Origin of the sequence: Nocardioides bruguierae (assembly GCF_023656415.1) — a bacterium.
In the GTDB taxonomy this organism is placed as follows: Bacteria; Actinomycetota; Actinomycetes; order Propionibacteriales; family Nocardioidaceae; genus Nocardioides; species Nocardioides bruguierae.
Genome location: NZ_JAMOIL010000022.1, coordinates 22637 through 42116 on the forward strand (window position 1 = coordinate 22637; position 19480 = coordinate 42116).

At 74.3% G+C, this 19480-nt stretch carries 21 protein-coding genes; 14 read left to right on the forward strand and 7 right to left on the reverse strand.

Annotated features, from left to right (window positions below):
- Positions 1 to 41: 41 nt before the first annotated feature.
- Positions 42 to 1091, forward strand: a complete 1050-nt coding sequence (locus M8330_RS15520) for a LacI family DNA-binding transcriptional regulator (protein WP_250828057.1) — start codon at positions 42 to 44, stop codon at positions 1089 to 1091.
- 92 nt (positions 1092 to 1183) lie between these two features.
- Here the strand turns inward: M8330_RS15520 and M8330_RS15525 are convergent, their stop codons facing one another.
- From M8330_RS15525 to M8330_RS15535, 3 genes are all read right to left on the reverse strand, one after another.
- Positions 1184 to 1918 carry a class I SAM-dependent methyltransferase gene (locus M8330_RS15525; RefSeq protein ID WP_250828058.1) on the reverse strand — a complete coding sequence of 245 codons (735 nt, stop codon included), beginning with the start codon at positions 1916 to 1918 and terminating at the stop codon, positions 1184 to 1186.
- Positions 1919 to 1962: 44 nt separating this feature from the next.
- A complete protein-coding gene (locus tag M8330_RS15530) occupies positions 1963 to 2601 on the reverse strand; it encodes a VOC family protein (protein ID WP_250050982.1) in 639 nt (212 codons plus the stop codon).
- 182 nt (positions 2602 to 2783) lie between these two features.
- Positions 2784 to 3551, reverse strand: coding sequence for a DUF3109 family protein (locus tag M8330_RS15535; protein WP_250828059.1), 768 nt, complete (start codon positions 3549 to 3551; stop codon positions 2784 to 2786).
- 54 nt (positions 3552 to 3605) lie between these two features.
- Between M8330_RS15535 and M8330_RS15540 the strand changes: the two genes are divergently transcribed.
- From M8330_RS15540 to proC, 6 genes are all read left to right on the forward strand, one after another.
- A complete protein-coding gene (locus M8330_RS15540; RefSeq protein WP_250828060.1) occupies positions 3606 to 4553 on the forward strand; it encodes a Ppx/GppA family phosphatase in 948 nt (315 codons plus the stop codon).
- A gap of 48 nt (positions 4554 to 4601) precedes the next feature.
- Positions 4602 to 5405, forward strand: coding sequence for a sugar phosphate isomerase/epimerase family protein (locus M8330_RS15545; RefSeq protein WP_250828061.1), 804 nt, complete (start codon positions 4602 to 4604; stop codon positions 5403 to 5405).
- A 10-nt stretch (positions 5406 to 5415) separates the two neighbouring features.
- A complete protein-coding gene (locus M8330_RS15550; protein WP_250828062.1) occupies positions 5416 to 6144 on the forward strand; it encodes an ABC transporter ATP-binding protein in 729 nt (242 codons plus the stop codon).
- Positions 6141 to 6902 (forward strand): ABC transporter permease, encoded by a 762-nt coding sequence (locus M8330_RS15555; RefSeq protein WP_250828063.1) that lies wholly within the window; start codon positions 6141 to 6143, stop codon positions 6900 to 6902. Before M8330_RS15550 ends, M8330_RS15555 begins: the two co-directional genes overlap by 4 nt.
- Before the next feature lie 10 nt (positions 6903 to 6912).
- Positions 6913 to 7845, forward strand: a complete 933-nt coding sequence (locus M8330_RS15560) for a proline dehydrogenase family protein (RefSeq protein ID WP_250050964.1) — start codon at positions 6913 to 6915, stop codon at positions 7843 to 7845.
- Between the two features lie 86 nt (positions 7846 to 7931).
- Entirely contained in the window at positions 7932 to 8732 is an 801-nt protein-coding gene (gene proC, locus M8330_RS15565) for a pyrroline-5-carboxylate reductase (protein WP_250050962.1), read from the forward strand.
- Here the strand turns inward: proC and trpS are convergent.
- Positions 8729 to 9733 (reverse strand): tryptophan--tRNA ligase, encoded by a 1005-nt coding sequence (trpS, locus tag M8330_RS15570; RefSeq protein WP_250828064.1) that lies wholly within the window; start codon positions 9731 to 9733, stop codon positions 8729 to 8731. The genes proC and trpS overlap by 4 nt on opposite strands.
- Positions 9734 to 9917: 184 nt before the next feature.
- On the opposite strand from trpS, the gene M8330_RS15575 reads away from it, so the two are divergent.
- The 5 genes from M8330_RS15575 to M8330_RS15595 all read left to right on the forward strand — a co-directional run bounded on the left by M8330_RS15575 (position 9918) and on the right by M8330_RS15595 (position 14029).
- Positions 9918 to 11108: an acetoin utilization protein AcuC gene (locus M8330_RS15575; protein ID WP_250828065.1), complete on the forward strand. Its 1191-nt coding sequence runs from the start codon at positions 9918 to 9920 to the stop codon at positions 11106 to 11108.
- A 173-nt stretch (positions 11109 to 11281) separates the two neighbouring features.
- Positions 11282 to 11488, forward strand: coding sequence for a helix-turn-helix domain-containing protein (locus M8330_RS15580; RefSeq protein ID WP_250050956.1), 207 nt, complete (start codon positions 11282 to 11284; stop codon positions 11486 to 11488).
- A gap of 130 nt (positions 11489 to 11618) precedes the next feature.
- Positions 11619 to 11720: a 30S ribosomal protein bS22 gene (locus tag M8330_RS15585; protein WP_008356322.1), complete on the forward strand. Its 102-nt coding sequence runs from the start codon at positions 11619 to 11621 to the stop codon at positions 11718 to 11720.
- A gap of 40 nt (positions 11721 to 11760) precedes the next feature.
- Positions 11761 to 12807 carry an NAD-dependent epimerase/dehydratase family protein gene (locus M8330_RS15590; protein WP_250050954.1) on the forward strand — a complete coding sequence of 349 codons (1047 nt, stop codon included), beginning with the start codon at positions 11761 to 11763 and terminating at the stop codon, positions 12805 to 12807.
- The gene (locus M8330_RS15595) at positions 12800 to 14029 is read left to right on the forward strand and encodes a lysophospholipid acyltransferase family protein (protein WP_250828066.1); all 1230 of its coding nucleotides are present in this window, start codon (positions 12800 to 12802) and stop codon (positions 14027 to 14029) included. Before M8330_RS15590 ends, M8330_RS15595 begins: the two co-directional genes overlap by 8 nt.
- Positions 14030 to 14077: 48 nt before the next feature.
- On the opposite strand, the gene M8330_RS15600 is transcribed toward M8330_RS15595, so the two are convergent.
- From M8330_RS15600 to M8330_RS15610, 3 genes are all read right to left on the reverse strand, one after another.
- Positions 14078 to 15334: a DUF5667 domain-containing protein gene (locus M8330_RS15600; protein ID WP_250828067.1), complete on the reverse strand. Its 1257-nt coding sequence runs from the start codon at positions 15332 to 15334 to the stop codon at positions 14078 to 14080.
- 157 nt (positions 15335 to 15491) lie between these two features.
- Positions 15492 to 16313 (reverse strand): sigma-70 family RNA polymerase sigma factor, encoded by an 822-nt coding sequence (locus M8330_RS15605; RefSeq protein ID WP_250828068.1) that lies wholly within the window; start codon positions 16311 to 16313, stop codon positions 15492 to 15494.
- A 160-nt stretch (positions 16314 to 16473) separates the two neighbouring features.
- On the reverse strand, positions 16474 to 17367 hold the full coding sequence (locus M8330_RS15610; RefSeq protein ID WP_250050944.1) for an HAD family hydrolase: 894 nt from the start codon (positions 17365 to 17367) through the stop codon (positions 16474 to 16476).
- Between the two features lie 203 nt (positions 17368 to 17570).
- Here M8330_RS15610 and M8330_RS15615 point away from each other — a divergent pair, with 203 nt between their 5' ends.
- Together M8330_RS15615 and M8330_RS15620 are read left to right on the forward strand one after the other, a co-directional pair.
- A complete protein-coding gene (locus M8330_RS15615; RefSeq protein WP_250828069.1) occupies positions 17571 to 19181 on the forward strand; it encodes a class I adenylate-forming enzyme family protein in 1611 nt (536 codons plus the stop codon).
- A complete protein-coding gene (locus M8330_RS15620) occupies positions 19178 to 19420 on the forward strand; it encodes a glutaredoxin family protein (protein ID WP_250050941.1) in 243 nt (80 codons plus the stop codon). The genes M8330_RS15615 and M8330_RS15620 overlap by 4 nt, the downstream gene beginning before the upstream one ends.
- Positions 19421 to 19480 lie beyond the last annotated feature (60 nt).

The following is a 19480-nucleotide window of genomic DNA, read 5'->3' on the forward strand; positions in this document are numbered from 1 at the left end:
GGGACGGCCCGGCAGGGTGGACCACCAGGGAGGGAGGCCGCGTGGCGCGCTCGGGCTCTCGGCCGTCGTCCGGACCGCCCACGCTGGCGGACGTCGCGGAGCGCGCGGGGGTCTCGCGGCAGACGGTCTCCAACGCGGTCAACAACCCCGACCTGCTGCGCGCCGACACCCTGGCGCGGGTGCAGACCGCCATCACCGAGCTCGGCTACCTGCCCAACCGCGCGGCGCGGAGCCTGCGCACCCGCACCTCCCACCTGATCGGGCTGCGCATCCAGCCCGCGCAGGAGGGCACGGCGAACGCCACGATGGACCGCTTCGTCCACTCGCTCGTGGAGACCTCCAAGGAGGCCGGGTACCACGTGCTGCTGTTCACCGGCGACCCCGCGGACCCGTTGGCCGGGTACGACGACCTGCTCCGCTCGACCGCGGTCGACGCCTTCGTCGTCACCGACACCTACCTCGGCAACCCGCAGGCCGGCTGGCTCGACCAGCGCCGCGCGCCCTTCGTCGCGTTCGGCCGCCCGTGGGAGGCCACCCACGGAGCGCACGCCTGGGTGGACGTCGACGGGGCCGCCGGGGTCGCGCTGGCCACCCAGCACCTCCTCGACAAGGGTCACACCCGGGTCGCGTGGATCGGCTGGCGCAAGGACTCGCCCATCGGCGAGGACCGGCGCTCCGGCTGGGTGCGCGCCATGCACGAGCGCGGCCTGCCCACCACCGGCCTGGCCTCCCGCGTCGAGGACACGGTGGTCTCCGGCCGCAGCGCCGCCGAGGTCCTCCTGGACGAGGCGGAGCCGACCGCGTTCGTGTGCGCCTCCGACACCCTCGCAGTGGGCGTGCTGCACGCCCTGCACGAGCGGGGCCTGCGCGCGGGGGACGACGTGGCGGTGGTCGGCTTCGACGACAGCCAGGTCGCCCAGGTCGTCCGCCCCGGCCTGTCCTCGGTGCGCCAGCCGCTGGAGCAGGTGGCGGTCGAGATCGTCGCGACGCTGGAGGGGCTGCTCTCCCACCCGCCCGTGCCGCAGGCGCACGGGGTGCTCCTGGAGCCGACGCTGGAGGTGCGGGACTCCTCCGGCCCGGTCCGGGGCTGAGGTCGGCGGTCGGGTGGTCTCGACGCGCGCTCGTCGCCGGGGCTCCTCGCTGCTCGACCACCGGGACGGCGCGACCACCCGGAGGTGACCACTCAGTACGTGCGGGAGAAGACGTTCACCGCGTAGTCCACGCTGAGCGTGCCGGTGGCCCGCTGCTCCGCCAGCGCCTCGTCCGCGACGGTGCCGGGCAGCTCGATGCGCACCACGGCCTCGAGGTCCTCCCAGGCGTCGAACTCCCACCGCACCATCACGGGCTCGCGGTGGAAGCCCTGGTCGGCCCAGAACCGCTCGACCACGTGGGCGGCGGAGAACTCGGGGTAGCCGCGGCGGAACCACGAGCCGAAGGTGGAGCGGGTGGGGTCGTTGTCGATGACGAACGCCGTGCCGCCGGGTCGCACGACCCGCGCCAGCTCGGCCAGCCCGGGCTCGCAGCCGGGGCCGAAGAAGTAGGCCCAGCGGGCGTGCACGACGTCGACGGAGGCGTCCGGCAGCCCGGTGGCCTGGGCGGTGCCCTCGAGGACGCGGACGGTGCGCAGCGCCCGCAGCCGCCGGGTGCGGCGGGCGGCGATGGCGCGCAGGTCGGGGTGCGGCTCGACGCCGGTGACGGTGCGCGCGGCGCGGGCGAACCGGGGCAGGTGGAACCCGCTGCCGCAGCCGAGGTCGAGGACGTCGGCGCCGGCCCAGTCGTGCACGGCCCGCATCGCGGCCTCGATCAGGCCCTCGGGGTCGACGGCCCGGTTCTCGATCTCGTAGACGTCGGTGTGGTGCCAGATGTTCGGGCTCGGCACCGCCCCGTCGGGGAGCCGCTCACGCAGCTCCTCGGGCACCCCGGTCCACAGCTGCTGGCCGGGGCCGGAGCCGTCCTGCCCGGTCAGAGGCGGACGAGGCCGTGCGGGGTCTGGACCTGCACGGCGACGATGCCGGGGGTGCCGTGCGGGGCGACCCACTCGACCTTGACGTCCTCGAGCGGCTTCTCGACGGGCTCGCCCATCCAGTCGCTCACGCGCTGCGGGTCGCCGGCGATCTCGAGGCACTCCAGCGAGAAGCGCTCGTCGGCGCCGACGGAGGGGTGCAGGTCGGGCTCGATCTCCCAGTGCACGAAGAACGGCAGCTGGGGGTCGGCGGCCGTGCTGGTCAGACCCATCTGCTTCCAGCGCAGCTCGATGCCGTCGGGACGGTGCCGGCTGCCCTGGTAGGCCTTGCGCCCCAGACGCTCCTCGATGGTCGGCAGGTCGGTGACGGCCACGGCCCAGCCGAGCCAGCCGCCGCCGAGGCTGGAGCGCGCGCGCACCGCCTGGCCGAACGAGGCCTTCTGCGAGGCCGGGTGGTCGAGGACCTCCACGACCTCCAGGTACGTGCGGCCGGCCAGCGGCAGCACCATGTTGCGGGTGCCGAAGCGCGGGTGGACGCCACCGTCGACGAAGTCGGCGCCCAGCAGGGTCCCGATCCGCTTCGCGGTGCCCTCGAGGCCGTCGGGTCCTGCGGCGTAGGAAAGGTGGTCCAGGCGCATGCCAGCATTGTGAGCACTGGCCCGGCCGCAGGTCACATCGGGGTCGCCATCTCTCGACGTCGAGATTCTTTACCCGTCGGCGGGCTTCATCGGCGTGCCGCGGTTGACATCCCGGCGGGGGGAGCGCCAAGCGCAGCGCCCGTGCGGTGCCTGCGCGGGATCAGGGCAGGGTCAGTGGTGGGTCAGTGCTGCGGGTCGGCCGGGTGCACCATGAGCGGCAGCCGCCGCCGCTCGTGCGCCTCGCAGTGCCGCACGAGCTCGTCGTAGGCACCCTGACCCATCAGCTCGACCAGCTCGGCGGCGTTGGACCGGTAGACGGGCTCGGAGCCCACGTGCGCCTCCGTGGCACCGGAGCAGTACCAGTCCAGGTCGTGCCCGCCGGGGCCCCAGCCGCGCCGGTCGTACTCCCCGATGCCGACCTCGGTGTAGGAGGTGCCGTCGGGTCGCTCGACCTCGCGGAAGGTGCGCCGCACGGGCAGCTGCCAGCAGACCTCGGGCTTGGTGGTCAGCGGCTCCGCCCCGTCCGCCAGGGCCAGGCCGTGCAGGGCGCACCCGGCGCCGGCGGCGAAGCCGGGGCGGTTCTGGAAGACGCAGGCGGTCTGGCCGTCCACCTCGACGGTGCGGGTGACCCGGGCGCCCTCGTCGTCGGTGACGACCCAGTCGTCCCGCGTCACCTTCCTCCGGCGCGGCCGCAGCTGCCAGGTGTCGGGGTCGAGCCGGTCGACGAACGCGGCCACGCGGTCCTCGTCCTCGGCGTCGGTGAAGTGCGCGCCCAGCGTGCAGCAGCCCATGTCCGGGCTGTCGGCGTTGATGCCCTGGCACCCCCGCCCGAAGATGCAGGTCCACGTCGACGTCAACCACGTCAGGTCGCAGCGCAGCACCTCGGAGGCGTCCTCGGGGTTGAGGAACTCCACCCAGGTGCGCGCGAAGTCCAGGTCCACCTCGGGCACGCGCCCCACCCTATGTGGCACCCCCTCGCCGTCGTGGCGAGTAGCCTCGGGCACATGCGCCTGGGCGTCCTCGACATCGGTTCCAACACCGGCCACCTGCTGGTGGTCGACGCGCACGGCGGCGCCCGCCCGCTGCCGGCGTACTCCTACAAGGAGCCGCTGCGGCTCGCCGAGCACCTCGTGCTGGAGGGCGACGACGCCGGCGCGGTCTCCGCCAAGGGGGTCAAGGCGCTGACGACGTTCGTCGCCGACGCCCTCGTGGTCGCCGAGGACAAGGGCTGCTCCGACATCCTCGCGTTCGCCACCTCCGCGGTGCGCGACGCCACCAACACCGACGCGGTGCTCGACCACGTCTTCGAGACCACGGGCGTGCGGATCGGCATCCTCTCCGGCGAGGACGAGGCGCGCCTGACGTTCCTCGCGGTGCGCCGCTGGTTCGGCTGGTCGGCCGGTCGGCTCGCCGTCTTCGACATCGGCGGCGGCTCGCTGGAGATCGCCGGCGGCGAGGACGAGGCGCCCGAGGTGGCCTGGTCGCTGCCGCTCGGCGCCGCCCGGCTGGCCCGTGAGCACCTCGACGGCGACGTGGACGAGGACGTGATCCGAGCGCTGCGCCGCCGCATCCGCGCCGACATCGCCGCCGACGCGGGCCACCTGCTGCGCGCCGGTGCGCCCGACCGCTCGGTCGCGACCTCGAAGACGTTCCGCTCCCTGGCCCGCATCTGCGGGGCCGCGCCCTACTCGGAGGGCTCGCTGGTCAAGCGGACCATCCCCAAGAAGACGCTGGCGGAGTGGATCCCCAAGCTGGCCGGCATGAGCACCGCCGAGCTGGCGAGCCTGCCGGGCGTCTCGGCCAGCCGCGCCCACCAGATCCTGCCCGGCGCGCTGGTCGCCGAGGCAGCCATGGACATCTTCGACCTCACCGAGCTCGAGGTCTGCCCGTGGGCACTGCGCGAGGGGATCATCCTCGAGCGGCTCGACCAGCTGCCCTTCCGCAGCCGCTGAGGCGGCGAGGAAAGCCACCCGCCCACCCCCGTCCAGGAAAGCGATCTCGTGCCCACCCGCATCGGACTGTCCACCTCCTCGGTCTACCCCGAGTCGACCGCGCACGGCTTCGCCTACGCCGCGCGGCTGGGGTACGACGCGGTGGAGGTGATGGTCGGCATCGACGCGCTCAGCCAGCAGACCTCGGCGGTCAAGCAGCTGAGCGAGCACCACGAGATCCCGATCTGCGCCGTGCACGCCCCGACCCTGCTGTTCACGCAGCGGGTCTGGGGGCTGGAGCCGTGGGGCAAGCTCCAGCGCTCCGCGGAGATGGCGCACGAGGTGGGCGCCGGCACCGTCGTCGTCCACCCGCCGTTCCGCTGGCAGAAGGAGTACGCCAGCGGGTTCGCGGAGGGGATCGCGGCGCTGGAGGCCTCGACCGGGCTGACGTTCGCGGTGGAGAACATGTACCCCTGGCGGGCCACCCAGAAGCGCGGCATGGAGATGTACCTGCCGCACTGGGACCCCACGCACCAGCCCTACGAGCACACCACGATCGACCTCTCGCACGCCTCGATCGCCCGCGACGACGTGGTGGACATGGCCACCGCCCAGGGCGCGCGCCTCAGCCACGTGCACCTCACCGACGGCACCGGCTCGGCCAAGGACGAGCACCTCGTGCCCGGGCGCGGGTCGATGCGCGCCGCCGAGTTCCTGCGGCACATCGCCACCACGGGGTTCACCGGCGACATCGTGCTGGAGATCAACACCCGCCGCTGCGACTCCCGCGAGGAGCGCGAGGCCGACCTCGCCGAGTCGCTGGCGTTCGCCCGCGAGCACTTCGTCCCTGCCGCCGAGCGCGCCGGCGGGTGAGAATGGCGCCATGAGCGCCGAGACCCCGGTCGTCACCGTCTCCGGGCTGGTGGTGCGCCGCGGGCGGCGCACGGTGCTCGACGGCCTCGACCTCACCATCGGCCCCGGCGTGACCGGCCTGCTCGGGCCGTCCGGGTGCGGCAAGTCCACGCTCATGCGGGCGCTCGTGGGCGTCCAGCGCACCCAGGGCGGTGCCGTCGACGTGCTCGGGCTGCCCGCCGGCAGCCGCGCCCTGCGCGAGCGGATCGGGTACGTGACGCAGGCGGCCTCGGTCTACGACGACCTCACCGTCACCGAGAACCTCCGCTTCTTCGCCCGGGTGCTCGGCCTCGGCCGTGCCGAGGTCGGTGCGGCGGTGGCGCGGGTGCTGGACGAGGTGGACCTGGCCGAGCACCGCGACGCGCTCGTGGGGCGGCTCTCGGGCGGGCAGCGCTCCCGGGTCAGCCTCGCCGTCGCCCTGCTGCGCCGGCCCGACCTCCTCGTCCTCGACGAGCCGACCGTCGGGCTGGACCCGGTGCTCCGCGTCGACCTGTGGGGCCTCTTCCACCGCCTCGCCGACGGCGGCACCGCCGTGCTCGTCTCCTCCCACGTCATGGACGAGGCCGAGCGCTGCGACCGGCTCCTGCTGATGCGCGAGGGGGCGGTGATCGCCGACGAGACCCCCGCGGCGATCAAGGACGCTGCGGGGGCCGCGACGGTCGAGGAGGCCTTCCTCAGCCTCGTGGGAGGTGCGCGATGAGCCGGTTCGTCTCGCTGCCGGTCACGCTGGCCGTGGCGCTGCGGGTGCTCGCGCAGCTGCGGCGCGACCGGCGCACCGTGGCCATGCTGCTGGTGCTGCCGACGGCGTTGATGTCGCTGCTGTGGTGGGTGTTCTCCGACGTGCCCGGCGACTCCTTCGACGGGGTCGGGCCGGCGCTGCTGGCGATCTTCCCGTTCACCGTGATGTTCCTGGTGACCAGCGTGACCACGCTGCGCGAGCGCTCCAGCGGCACCCTCGAGCGGCTGCTGGCGATGCCCATGGGACGCGGCGACTTCCTGCTCGGCTACGCGCTGGCCTTCGCACTGACGGCGCTCGCGCAGTCGGTGCTCGCGGTCGGGGTCTCCACCTGGCTGCTGGGGCTGGAGGTGCCCGGGCCGCTGTGGCAGCTCACGCTCGTGGCGGTGGTCGTGGCGGTGCTCGGCACCGCCCTCGGCCTGCTGGTCTCCGCCTTCGCCTCCACCGAGTTCCAGGCCGTGCAGTTCATGCCGGCCGTGGTCATCCCGCAGCTGCTGGTGTGCGGCCTCTTCGTGCCGCGCGAGGCGCTGCCCGGGGTGCTCGGCGCGATCTCCGACGTCCTGCCGCTCTCCTACGCGGTGGACGCGATGACGGCCCTGACGACCGCCGACGCGGTGGACGGGGCGTTCGGGGAGGCGCTCGCCGACCTCGCAGTCGTCGCGGGGTTCGCGGTGGGCGCGCTCGCGCTCGGCGCCGCGACGCTGCGCCGCCGCACGCCGTAACCTGGGTCACATGCCGCTGCTCCGCGCCCCGCTGCTGATGCTCGCCCGCAACGAGCGCGCGCGGGTCGCGCTCACCTCCATGCCGGCCACGGCGCAGCTGGTCAGCCGCTACGTGCCCGGCCCGTGGCTGGAGGACGCGCTGGACGCGGCCAGGGCCCTGGAGGCCGACGGCCTGACCGTCTCGCTGGACCACCTCGGCGAGGACGTCACCGACCCCGCCGACGCCGAGGAGGTCGTCGAGGCCTACCGGCAGCTGCTCGCCGGCCTGGTCGAGCGGAGGCTGACCCCCGGCGCCGAGGTCTCGCTCAAGCTCTCGGCGCTCGGCCAGGGCCTGCCCGACGGTCAGCGGACCAGCCTCGAGCACGCCCGCACCATCTGCCGGGCCGCCCGGAACGCCGGCACGGCCGTCACGCTCGACATGGAGGACCACACCACCACCGACGCGACGCTCCAGACGCTGCGCGAGCTGCGCAAGGACTTCCCCGAGACCGGCGTCGCCGTGCAGGCCCAGCTGCACCGCACCGAGGGCGACGTCCGCCTGCTCACCGGCGAGGGCTCGCGGGTGCGGCTGTGCAAGGGCGCGTACGCCGCGCCGGCGTCCGTGGCCTTCACCGACCCGCTCGACGTCTCCCGCTCCTTCGTGCGCTGCCTCAAGGTGCTGATGGCCGGCGCCGGCTACCCGATGATCGCCACCCACGACCCGCGCCTGCTCGGCGTCGCCCTCGCCCTGGCCGCGCGGCACGGCCGGGAGCCGGGCTCGTACGAGCTGCAGATGCTCTACGGCATCCGCGAGACCGAGCAGCGCCGCCTCGTCGCCGCCGGCGAGACCGTCCGCGTGTACCTGCCCTACGGCGCGCGCTGGTGGGGCTACCTGGTGCGCCGGCTCGCCGAGCGCCCCGCCAGCCTCCGGCTGCTGCTCACCAGCCTGGTGCGCCGCACCTGACTCGCTGCACCTGAGTCGCTGCCCGGCGCGTCCCAGCAGGTGACCCCGGGGTGGGGACGCCGGCGGGCAGCCGCGACAGTAGGACCATGAGCGAGCAGACCGCCGTCATCGGGGCCGGCGTGATGGGGGAGACCCTCATCTCCGGCCTGGTCCGATCCGGGCACGCCCCGTCCTCGCTGCTGGTGGGCGAGCGGCGGGCGGAGCGCGCCGCCGAGCTGGAGGAGCGCTACGGCGTCCGGGTCGTCGACAACCTGACCGCCGCGCGCGAGGCCCAGACCGTCGCGCTGGTGATCAAGCCGCAGGACATGGGTGCCGTGCTCGACGAGATCGCCCCCGCCCTGCGCCCCGGCCAGCTGCTGGTCAGCCTGGCGGCGGGCATCACCACCGCGTTCGTGGAGTCCCACGTGCCCGAGGGCGTGGCCGTCGTCCGCGTCATGCCCAACACCCCGGCGCTGGTCGACGAGGGCATGGCCGCCGTCTCCGAGGGCTCCAGCGTGACCGAGGAGCAGCTGGCCTACGCCGAGTCGCTGATGTCGTCGGTGGGCAAGGTGCTGCGCATCCCCGAGAAGCAGCAGGACGCCGTCACGGCCATCTCCGGCTCCGGCCCGGCCTACCTCTTCTACGTGGTCGAGTCGATGATCGAGGCCGGCGTGCACCTCGGCCTGCCGCGCGCGACCTCCACCGACCTGGTGGTGCAGACCCTCGTCGGCTCGGGCGCGATGCTGCGCGAGACCGGCACCCACCCCACCGTCCTGCGCGAGCAGGTCACGTCCCCGGCCGGCACCACCGCCGCCGCCCTGCGCGAGCTCGAGGTGCACGGCGTCCGGGCCGCGTTCCTGGCCGCCATGGAGGCCGCCCGCGACCGGTCCGCCGCCCTGGGCTCCTAGAACAGACCCAGCGCGGCGGTGGCGGCGTTGAGCACGGGCTCGGTCACGGAGCGAGCCCGCTCGGCCCCCGCCGCGTAGACGGTCGAGACGTGGGTGAGGTCGGCGGCGAGCTCGCGGTAGCGGCGCTGGACCGGCTCGAGCTCGGCGACCACCGCGTCGGCCACGGTGCGCTTGAGGTCGCCGTAGCCGCGGACGTCGGCGGGCGAGCCGCCGCACGCGGCCAGGATCTCCAGCAGGTTCGTGACGCCGGGCTTGGCCTCGCGGTCGGCGCGCACCGCGTCCGGGCCGGTCTCGGAGTCCGTCACGGCCCGGGAGAGCTTGCGCACGATCGTGTCGGGGTCGTCGAGCAGGAGGATCGTGCCCGCGTCGCTCGAGCCGGTCTTGCCCATCTTCGCGGTCGGGTCGTCGAGCGCCATGACGCGTGCCCCGACCGGGGGCGTGGCCAGCTCGGGCACGACGAAGACCTGCCCGTAGGTGCGGTTGAACCGCAGCGCCAGGTCGCGGGTCAGCTCCACGTGCTGGCGCTGGTCGTCGCCGACCGGCACCCGGCGTGGTGAGTAGAGCAGGATGTCGGCGGCCATCAGCACCGGGTAGGTGAACAGCGACGTGCGGGTCGAGTCGACGCCGCGTCCCTTCTCCTTGAACTGGATCATCCGGTTCAGCTCGCCGGTGGTGGCCACGCACTCCAGCAGGTAGGCGAGCTGGCGGTGGGCCGGCACCCGGGACTGCACGAACAGGGTCGAGCGGTCGAGGCCGACGGCGAGCAGCGAGACGGCCAGCTCCAGGCTGCGCTCGCGCAGCTCGGCGGGGTCGTGGCCCACCGTGAGCGCGTGCAGGTCCGCGACGCCGTAGAAGCACTCCGCCTCGTCCTGGCCCGCGGCCATGGGGCGCAGGGCGCCGAGGTAGTTGCCCAGGGTGAGGCGGCCCGTCGGCTTGAGCAGGGAGAGCTGGCGGTCGGCCAGGGTGGTGGCGGAGCCGGTGATGGAGGTGGTGGTCGTCATGGCGGTGTCCTCTCGTGACCCGCACGGTGCGGGCCGGGAGTCCCCGGACGACGAACGCACCGCGCGGAGGCGGTGCGTCTCGGTGGGTGTGCTGGGTACCGGGGGCCGCCTCAGGCGGTCCACCAGCACAGGGGTCGGGTGACGTGCAGCACGATCGCAATCTAGCAGCAGGTAGCGTGGCGCCGTGCCCGAGTGTCAGACGTCCGCGGTCGCCGTCTTCGACGACTCGCTCACCCGCTACAACTTCGGGCCCGGCCACCCCATGTCGCCGCTGCGGGTGGACCTGACGATGCGGCTGGCCGACGAGCTCGGCCTCTTCTCCGGCCCCGGCGCCCTGCAGCGCGTCGACGCACCGGTCGCCGACGACGACCTGGTGGGCACCGTCCACCTGGTGCGCCTGATGAACGCGGTGCGCGAGGCGGGCCACGGCGGCGCGGGCGACGAGCGGCTCGGCATCGGCACCGAGGACAACCCGATCTTCGACCGGATGCACGAGGCGGGCGCCCACGTCGTCGGCGCCACGGTCGAGGCGTGCCGCCAGGTCTGGCAGGGGGACGCCGGCCACGCGGCGAGCATCGCCGGCGGGCTGCACCACGCCATGCCCGACCGGATCAGCGGCTTCTGCGTCTACAACGACGTCGCGGTCGGCATCCAGTGGCTGCTCGACCACGGCGCCGAGCGCGTGGCCTACGTCGACGTCGACGCCCACCACGGGGACGGGGTGGAGCGGATCTTCTGGGACGACCCCCGCGTCCTCACCATCTCCCTGCACGAGACCGGTCAGGTGCTCTTCCCCGGCACGGGCTTCCCCGCCGACACCGGCGGGCGCCAGGCCGAGGGCTCGGCCGCCAACGTGGCACTCCCGCCCGGCACGGGGGACGCCGGCTGGCTGCGGGCCTTCCACGCGGTCGTGCCGCCGCTGCTGGAGGAGTTCCGCCCCGACGTCCTGGTCAGCCAGCACGGCTGCGACTCACACGTGGAGGACCCGCTGACCCACCTCTCGCTCTCGGTCGATGGCCAGCGCGCCGCGCACGCCGCCGTGCACCAGCTGGCGCACGACCACGCCGGCGGTCGCTGGGTGGCGGTCGGTGGTGGCGGGTACGAGCTGGTCGGGGTCGTCCCGCGGACGTGGACCCACCTGCTCTCCGAGGTCGCGGGTCGGCCCCTGCCGTCCGACCTGGACGTGCCGACGCGCTGGCTCGACCACGTCCAGCAGCGCCTGGGCCTGGACGGCCCGAAGCGGATGACGGACGGCGGCCGCACCGACTACCGGCCGTGGTCGGAGGGCTACGACCCCGAGCAGTGGCTCGACGCGGCCGTGCACGAGGCCCGGCTGGCGGTCTTCCCGCTGCACGGTCTCGACCCGATGCCCTGACGGCCGTACGCCCGATCGGGTATGGATTCAACTCGACACGCCGGTGTGGAGGCTAAGAATCTCGTCCAGCCTTCCCCATGCGTCACAACTGGCACTAGGCTCACTCATGGAACGAGCCCGCGTGCCCGATGGTGGGGAAGCCGTCGAGCGGGCCGAACAGAAAGCGGTGGCACATGGCTCCCAACCCGTCCGGGGACATCTCCGAGGCGAAGTTCCTGACCGTGGCCGAGGTCGCGCAGATGATGCGCGTCTCCAAGATGACCGTGTACCGGCTCGTGCACAACGGCGACCTGCCCGCCGTGCGCGTCGGCCGCTCGTTCCGGGTGCGCGAGGAGGACGCCTCCGAGTACCTGCGCAAGTCCTTCTACGACGCGGGCTGAGCCCGCCGGCGACGGCGTGGTGCCGCCCGGCGCCCGCCCCCGGCTGCGGATTCTGCTGCCGTGAGGCGGGCCGCTAGGCTGGTGCGGTCCTCCGTGCACCCGGAGCCACCCCGAGTCTGAAAGGTTCACCGTGGGTTCTGTCATCAAGAAGCGTCGCAAGCGCATGGCCAAGAAGAAGCACCGCAAGCTGCTGAAGAAGACGCGCGTCCAGCGTCGCAAGCTCGGCAAGTAAGCCCGAGCCCAGCAGCACGGTCGAGCAACGGGGGCTGCGCATGGGGCGTGTCGTTCTCGTCACCGGGGTCTCCAGAGACCTCGGTCGACGATTCGCGCGCTCGCTCGCGGCCGACCCCGAGGTCGACCGGGTCATCGGCGTCGACGTCGTCCCGCCCCGCGGGGACGTCGGCGCCGTGTCGTTCGTGCGGGTGGACATCCGCAACCCGGTGATCGCCAAGGTGATCGCCAAGGAGGACGTCGACACCGTCGTCCACATGAGCATCATCGCGACCCCCGGCAGCGCCGGGGGTCGGCACACGATGAAGGAGCTCAACGTCATCGGGACGATGCAGCTCCTCGCGGCCTGCCAGCGCGCCCGCACGGTGCGCCGGCTGGTCGTGAAGTCGACGACCACCGTCTACGGGGCCTCGCCGGCCGACCCGGCGATGTTCACCGAGGACATGCAGCCGCGTCGCGCCCCGCGCAGCGGCTACGCCAAGGACGTCGCCGAGATCGAGGGCTACGTCCGCGGCTTCGCCCGCCGTCGGCCCGACGTCGACGTGCTCACGCTGCGCTGCGCCAACGTGGTCGGCCCGCACGTGCAGAGCCCGATCACCTCCTACCTGCGGCTCCCGGTCGTGCCGACCGTGCTCGGCTACGACCCGCGGATGCAGCTCCTGCACGAGGACGACCTCTTCTCCGTCCTCCACCTCGCGGCACTGCGCGAGGGCGTCTCCGGCACCGTCAACGTCGCCGGCGAGGGCGTCGTCGTGCTCTCCCAGGCCCTGCGCCGCCTCGGCCGGCCCGCCGCCCCGATGCCCGGCACGGCCGTGGGACGTCTGGGCCAGGTGCTGCGCAAGGCGCACGTCGCCGACTTCTCCCCGGAGCAGCTGGCCTTCCTCACCTATGGTCGGGGCGTGGACACGACCCGGATGCGCGAGGTGCTCGGCTTCGAGCCCGCGTTCACCACCGAGCAGGCGCTCGCCGACTTCGGCTCCACCCTGCCGCCGGTCCTCGGCCCCGCCCGCGCCACCGCCCAGCAGGTCGCCGGCCAGGCGCTCGGCACGCTGGCCCGCCTCGTCCCGACCGGAGGTGCCCGTGGGTGACGCCGAGGTGATCCCGATCGGCACCCGCGGCCGCCCCGGCCGCGGCACCGGCAGCACGACCCCCTCGTCCGCCTCCCGCGGCCTCGCCGGCGGCGCTCGTCGCCCCGCCGCCCAGCGCAGCCCCGAACCGCCCGAGCAGCCCGAGGAGATCTCGGACGCCGCGGACGCGCAGGACACGGCGACCGACCCGGCCACGCACCCGGGGTGGACCGACGAGGACTCGATCGGTGGCGGCGCCGCCGGGCCCACGGCCGGCGCCTCGACCAGCTCGTCCACCACCTCCTCGACCACCACCTCGACCACCACGGCGGACCGGCACCCGCTGGGCAACGTCTCCCCGGCCGAGCTGATGAACGCGCTCACCGGCGCGGCCAAGGAGGTCTTCGGCCCCGAGTGGGAGGAGGAGCTGGCCCGGCTGCTCGCCTTCGTCCGCCGCCGTCTGACCGGCGACTACGCCGTCGACGAGTACGGCTTCGACCCCGAGGTCACCGAGCGCTTCTTCCTCACCGCGCTGCGGCCGGTCGCGCAGAAGTGGTTCCGCATCGAGGTCCGCGGGATCGAGAACATCCCCACCGACTCCGGCGCCCTCATCGTCTCCAACCACTCCGGCACGCTGCCGTGGGACGGGCTGATGACGATGGTGACGGTCCACGACCGCACCGGACGCTTCGTCCGCCCGCTCGGCGCCGACCTGGTCTTCCGCACCCCCGTCGTCGCGCAGCTGGCGCGGATGGGCGGCGCGACGCTCGCGTGCAGCGAGGACGCCGACCGGATGCTCGCCGGCGGCGAGCTCGTCGGCGTGTGGCCCGAGGGCTTCAAGGGGCTGGGCAAGCCCTACGCCGAGCGCTACAAGCTGCAGCGCTTCGGCCGGGGCGGCTTCGTCTCGGCCGCGCTGCGCACCCGCACCCCGATCGTGCCGCTCTCGGTCGTCGGGGCCGAGGAGATCTACCCGATGCTCTCCTCGATGCCGACGCTGGCGCGGGTGCTGGGCGTCCCGTACTTCCCGGTGACGCCGCTGTTCCCGTGGCTGGGTCCGCTCGGCATGGTGCCGCTGCCCAGCAAGTGGCTGATGGAGTTCGGCGAGCCGGTGCGCACCGACGAGCTGGAGGACGGCGCCGCGGACGACCCGATGCTGGTCTTCGACGTCACCGACCAGGTGCGGGAGTCGATCCAGCAGACGCTCTACCGGCTGCTGATGGAGCGGAAGTCCGTCTTCGGCTGAGCCGGAGGACGCACGGCAGGGGTGGGATGGTCCCAGCCCCGCCGGGGGTCACTGACCGAGCAGCGGGTCCGTCAGGTCCCCGACGCCGTCCCCGACGCCGTCCACCAGGTCACCCACGCCGGAGGTGACGTCGTCCACGACGTCGCCGGCCACCGACGAGACCGCCTCGGCGGGGTCCTCCACGACGTCCTCGACGGTGTCGCCGACCTGGCCGAGCACCTGGCCGTCGCCGACGCCGGTCGGCCCGGAGGTGGGCACCTGGACGTCGCCGGTCGTGCCCCCGCCACCCGAGCCGGAGCCCGAGCCGGAGGACCCGCTCGAGCCGGACGTGCCGCTGCCGCCGGAGCCGGCCGTGGAGCCCTGCTTGCCGCCGCCGGAGGAGCCCTGCTTGCTTCCGTTGCCCCCGCCGGAGCCGGACTTCGGGACGACCAGGGCACCCTCGACCAGGTCCTGGACCCCGCGGGTGGCCTCCTCGGTGGCGCTGGAGAGGAACAGCGGGACGTCGACCAGGCGGCCGCCGTCGCAGGACGGGCAGAGCTCGCTGGTGCGGGTGTCGAGGTCGGAGAGCACCTGGCCGGCGGCGACGAGCGCCGCGTCCGCCTGGCCGGGGAGCAGGTCGGCGAGGTCGGCGAGGGAGCCCATGCTCTCGACGGTCCAGGCCTGGAGCTGGCTGATGGTGGCCTCGTCGCCGTTGGCGGCGTAGTCCTCGAGCAGGAGGTCGGCGCCCTCCTGGGTCTGGGCGCGGAAGTCGGCCAGCACCTCGTCGGCGGTGGCGCCGTCGCCGCGGCCCTGGCGGGAGAGCTCGGTGAGCTCGGTGAGGCGGTCGGTGGCGCCGGCCAGCAGCACCTGGCCGCGGTCGGCCTCGCCGACGCTGAAGCCGGTGTGGATGTTCTCGATCGCCCGCTTGACCGGGTAGAGCGACTCGCCGGGCAGCGCGGACTGTGCGGCGACGGCCACGGACGTGGTCGCGCCGAGCACGGCGAGGCCTCCGACGGCCACGGCGAAGCGGCGTTCGCGGGTGCGGGTGCCTGAGCGGCCGGCGGTGCGGCGGCTGCCCACCTGGAGCGGGTCGTCCGCGGCCTCCTTGCCGGGCACCAGCTCGGTGGCGGCGGCGGCCATCAGGCGCTCGCGCAGGTCGGCGGCGACGTCGGGACGCTGTGGGGGAGCAGACATGGCGCGCAGGGCCGCGGCGACCTCGACCAGCTCGGCGAACCGGGGGTCGTCGACGCGGCGGCCGGCCAGGGCGGCCTCGACCTGGGCGTCGAACTCCTCGGCCCGACGCCGGGCGGCGAAGACGGGGCTCATGAGCGGTGTCCCTTCGTGGGAGCGGCGGGGTGCGACGGAGCGGACCCCGCGACCGGGTGCTCGCGACCCGGCACGCTGCTCAACGACGGTCGTGCACCCGGAGTTACGGCGCCCCGCAGGGTGACGTCCGTCATCTCGACCGACGCGGTGCAGGGGCTCATCGCAGGCCCTCCGGCATCAGCTTGGCGAGGTTGCGCACGCCCCGCAGCTGGAGCTGCTTGACGGCGCCGTCGCTGCGGCCCAGCACGGCCGCGACCTCGGCGATGCTCATCCCCTGGAGGAAGCGCATGACGATGCAGTCGCGCTGCTCGTCGGGCAGCTGCTTGAGGGCGCTCACCAGGACCTCGTGGGTCAGGCCCTCGATGGCCAGCCCCTCGGGCGTCTCCTCGTCGGCGTCGTCGTGCAGGCCCATGTCCTCGGTGGTCATCTCGAGGCGGGTGCGGCTGGCCTTGAAGTGGTCGGTGGCGAGGTTGCGCGCGATGGTCATCAGCCAGGCGCCGAAGTCGCGGCCCTGCCAGCGGAAGCCCTGCATGGAGCGCAGCGCCCGGAAGAAGGTCTCCGAGGTGAGGTCCTCGGCCAGCGGCACCGAGCGGGTGCGGTAGTAGAGGAAGCGGTAGACCGAGGCCTGGTAGTGGTCGTAGAGCAGGCCGAACGCCTCGGCGTCACCCTTGCGTGCCAGCTCGACCAGGGCGATGAGGCGCTCCCGGTCGGCGGCGGACTCCTCCGAGGACGTGGCCAGGCCGCTGTCGTCGCCGGGGCCGCCCGGGCCCGGCACCTCGGCCACCGCCGGGTCGGAGGAGAGCGCCTCGCTGAGCAGGCCGAGCGCGGCCAGCACCCGGTCGGCGTGCGCCCCCGGGGCGGGGCGGGCACCCGCCGGCACCGTGCACAGCACGGGCGCCGGCGCCGGCGGCAGGAGGTCGGCGCAGGCCGTGCGCAGGGCGCGCAGGCTCCGCACCACCTCCGCGGCGTACCCAGCCATCCGTACGTCCTCCCGGTCACTGCTCCCTCACAGAGCGTGACCGAGGGTACGTAAATCCCTGCGCTGCGGGAACGGTGCGAGCACAAACGTGACCGGCCGGTAGGTCCGTCGGTGGCCCGAAGGGACTAGTCCCGCGTGGTCCCCCTCGCCGGGACGAGGCTCAGCGCCGCCCCCGCAGGGCCCCCGCGGCCGCGGCCGCACCGGCGGCGGCACCCGCGGTGGCGCCGGCGGCCGCGCCCACCATGAGACCGGCCCGGGCGGCCTTGCGGGCGGTCCGGTAGTCGCGGACCCGCCAGCCGTGCGCCTTGGCGTGCACGCGGAGGCGCCGGTCGGGGTTCACCGCGCACGGGTCGCCGACCATCGTGAGCATGGGCAGGTCGTTGTGGGAGTCGGAGTAGGCCGAGCAGCGCTCGAGGTCCAGCCCCTCCCGCTCGGCCAGCGCCCGCACGGCCTCGGCCTTGGCGGGCCCGTGCAGCATGTCGCCGACGAGCCGGCCGGTGTAGACGCCGTCCTCGTGCTCGGCCACGGTGCCCATCGCGCCGGTCAGGCCGAGCCGCCGGGCGATGATCCGCGCGATCTCCACGGGCGCGGCGGTGACCAGCCAGACCCGTTGGCCGGCGTCCAGGTGCATCTGGGCCAGCGCCCGCGTGCCGGGCCAGATCCGGTGCGCCATCGCCTCGTCGAAGATCTCCTCGGAGAGCTCCTCCAGCTCGGCCACGGTGTGCCCGGCGATGAACTCCAGCGCCGAGTTGCGCGCGTCGGCGACGTGCTCGGGGTCCTCCACGCCGACGACCCGGAAGTACGCCTGCTTCCACGCCGCCGAGGCGATCTCGCGGGTGGAGAAGAACTCGCGCCGGTACAGGCCGCGGGCCAGGTGGAAGATGCTGGCGCCCTGCATGATCGTGTTGTCCACGTCGAAGAACGCGGCCGCGGTGGCGTCCTCGGTGCTCTCCAGCGCCCGCTCCACCTCGGCGGAGGCCGCGGCGGCCTCGCCCGCGAGCGTCGAGCGCGCACGCAGGTCCGGGAGGCGTCGCCGCTGCGAGGGTGCTGCCACCCGCTCACCATAGGGCTTCGCGGGCCCGCGCGGCATCGTCCGTCCGGCTCGACCGGACGTGTCCGCCGACGCGTCCCGGGCAGGGCGCCGGGGCGGGTGCCGGGGCGGCCGTCGGGCCGGTGTCGCAGCGGGGGCCGGCGCAGGTGGGGGAAGCGGGTGGGAGCCCCCTCGCACGCGTCCGGGCGCGTGGCACCATGGCCCCCATGCCCGCGAGCCCGGTCGCCGACCTCACCGACCTCCTCGCCTCCGCCGCGCGCGAGGTGCCCGAGCGCGTCGCCCTCGTCGAGTCCGGGGGCCGTCGCGTCACCTGGGCCGAGCTGGAGACCGAGACCAACCGGGTCGCCCGCGGCCTCGAGGCCGCCGGCCTGGTCGCCGGCCACCGGGTCGCCATCGCCTCGGCGAACCGGCTCGAGTTCGTCACCACCTACCTGGCCGTGCTGCGGCTCCAGGCCGTCGCGGTGCCGGTCAACCCGCGCAGCACGGCCGTCGAGGTCGAGCACGTGCTCGAGGACTCGGGCGCCCGCCTCGTCCTGGCCGACGAGGTGGCGGTGCGCGCGGTGCGCCGCGCGGTCGGCGTGATCGCGGAGCGCCGCGCGGAGGACGGCACGCTGCCGCGTCCGGGCGTGCGCAAGGCGCCGCGGGTGGTGCTCGTGGGCAGCACCCTGGCGCCCGGCGAGCGCTCCTACGACCACCTGCGCGCCACCGGCGGCAGACTCACCGCGCGCCAGGTGCCGGACCCGGAGAAGCTCGCGGTCCTGCTCTACACCTCCGGCGCCACGGGGCGGCCGCGGGCGGCGATGCTCTCCCACCGGGCGCTGCTGACCAACGTCGAGCAGCTGGCGCAGGTGGACCCGCCGCTGATCCACGGCGACGACGTCGTGCTCGGCGTGCTCCCGCTCTTCCACGTCTACGGCCTGGGCGCGGTGCTCGGGTCGGTGCTGCGGCACCGGGCCCGCCTCGTCCTGGTCACCGCCTACGACCCCGTCGACACCCTCGAGCTGATCGAGGACGAGGCGTGCAGCGTCGTGCCGATCGCGCCGGCCGTGCTGGCGCAGTGGCGCACCGAGGAGCACCTGCGCGAGCGGCTCGGGCCGGTGCGGCTGCTGCTCTCGGGCTCCGCGACGCTGGAGACCGAGGCGGTCGAGGAGATCACCAGCATCACCGGCGTCCCCGTGCACCAGGGCTACGGGCTCACCGAGGCCGCGCCCGTCGTCACCTCCACGCTGTGCTCCGCGCACGCCGCGCCCGGCTCGGTCGGCGCCGCGATCCCCGGGGTGGAGATCCGGCTGGAGGACGCCCTCGGCTCTGCCCCCGAGCCCGGCGACCCCGGCCAGGTGGTCATCCGCGGGCGCAACCTGTTCTCCGGCTACTGGCCCGACGGCGCCGACGGCCCGGACGCCGACGGCTGGTGGGCCACCGGCGACGTCGGCTTCCTGGACGAGGACGGCGACCTCTGGCTGGTCGACCGGGTGAAGGACCTCGTGGTCGTCTCCGGCTTCAACGTCTACCCGGTCGAGGTCGAGGAGGTGATCCTCGGCGTCGAGGGCGTCCGCTCGGCCGCCGTCGTGGGGGTCGCCGACGAGGCGACCGGCGAGGCCGTCGTCGCCTACGTCCTGGCCCCGCACCAGGACGCGGCGGGCGTGGTCGACCTCGAGGAGCGGGTGCGGCAGCGGTGCGCCGAGCGGCTGGCCCGCTTCAAGCGGCCCTCGCGCATCGAGGTGGTCGAGGTGCTGCCGATGACCGTGACCGGCAAGGTGCGCAAGGGCATCCTCCGCGCCGCGGCCCGGCGCCGCGACACGGAGCTGTTCTCGTGAGCGCGCCCCGCGTCACCGTCTACTCCCGCCCCGGCTGCCACCTGTGCGAGGTGGCGCACGAGACCGTCGCGGCGGTGTGCGCCGAGACCGGCGAGGAGTACGAGGTCGTGATGATCGACGACGACCCCGCGCTGGTCGAGCGGTTCACCGACGAGGTGCCGGTGACGTTCGTCGACGGCCGCCAGCACGACTTCTGGCGGGTGGACCCCGTCCGCCTGCGGGCCGCGCTCGCGCGCTGACCCACCCCGGCCCGTGGGCGGCCACCCCCCTGCGGACGCCCACGTCCGCCTGTGGTAGCC

Coding starts and splice junctions, on each gene's coding strand:
- M8330_RS15560 (WP_250050964.1), top strand. CDS start 6,913: ATGCCGCTGCTCCGCGCCCCGCTGCTGATGCTCGCCCGCAACGAGCGC.
- M8330_RS15605 (WP_250828068.1), bottom strand. CDS start 16,313: ATGGCTGGGTACGCCGCGGAGGTGGTGCGGAGCCTGCGCGCCCTGCGC.
- M8330_RS15615 (WP_250828069.1), top strand. CDS start 17,571: ATGCCCGCGAGCCCGGTCGCCGACCTCACCGACCTCCTCGCCTCCGCC.
- M8330_RS15580 (WP_250050956.1), top strand. CDS start 11,282: ATGGCTCCCAACCCGTCCGGGGACATCTCCGAGGCGAAGTTCCTGACC.
- trpS (WP_250828064.1), bottom strand. CDS start 9,733: ATGACGACCACCACCTCCATCACCGGCTCCGCCACCACCCTGGCCGAC.
- proC (WP_250050962.1), top strand. CDS start 7,932: ATGAGCGAGCAGACCGCCGTCATCGGGGCCGGCGTGATGGGGGAGACC.
- M8330_RS15550 (WP_250828062.1), top strand. CDS start 5,416: ATGAGCGCCGAGACCCCGGTCGTCACCGTCTCCGGGCTGGTGGTGCGC.
- M8330_RS15540 (WP_250828060.1), top strand. CDS start 3,606: ATGCGCCTGGGCGTCCTCGACATCGGTTCCAACACCGGCCACCTGCTG.
- M8330_RS15555 (WP_250828063.1), top strand. CDS start 6,141: ATGAGCCGGTTCGTCTCGCTGCCGGTCACGCTGGCCGTGGCGCTGCGG.
- M8330_RS15590 (WP_250050954.1), top strand. CDS start 11,761: ATGGGGCGTGTCGTTCTCGTCACCGGGGTCTCCAGAGACCTCGGTCGA.
- M8330_RS15600 (WP_250828067.1), bottom strand. CDS start 15,334: ATGAGCCCCGTCTTCGCCGCCCGGCGTCGGGCCGAGGAGTTCGACGCC.
- M8330_RS15530 (WP_250050982.1), bottom strand. CDS start 2,601: ATGCGCCTGGACCACCTTTCCTACGCCGCAGGACCCGACGGCCTCGAG.